This is a genomic window from Sphingomonas sp. CCH5-D11, from assembly GCF_001557395.1.
GTDB lineage: Bacteria > Pseudomonadota > Alphaproteobacteria > Sphingomonadales > Sphingomonadaceae > Sphingomonas.
The window spans coordinates 1-245 of sequence record NZ_LSKH01000020.1 but is presented as its reverse complement, the minus strand read 5'-3'; the positions used below and the strand labels follow the sequence as shown (position 1 = coordinate 245).

Annotated in this window: 1 protein-coding gene; it reads right to left on the bottom strand. The window is 73.1% G+C overall.

The annotated features are described in order from the left end of the window. Positions 1-63: 63 nt before the first annotated feature. A partial coding sequence (locus AX702_RS01270) for a DUF1272 domain-containing protein (RefSeq protein ID WP_066775364.1) occupies positions 64-245 on the bottom strand: 182 nt, incomplete at its 5' end.

The window sequence follows — 245 nt, the reverse complement described above, 5'->3', positions numbered from 1 at the left end:
TTGCCCGCCGGCGCGGCCGCCCGCAAGCAGGCCGCCCCGCGCCGCCCCTGCCCTGCCCTGCCCTCAACCGACGAAGTGGCGCTTGGTGGAGGCCGGGTGCTTCTTCAGCGCCGCACCGACCCGCGCCGGCCGGTCGAGCAGCTCGCCGCCGCAATTGGGACAGCGCTCGTCCAGCGCATCGGCGCAGTCCGCGCAGAAGGTGCATTCGAACGAACAGATGAAGGCACCACCCTCATCGGCGGGCA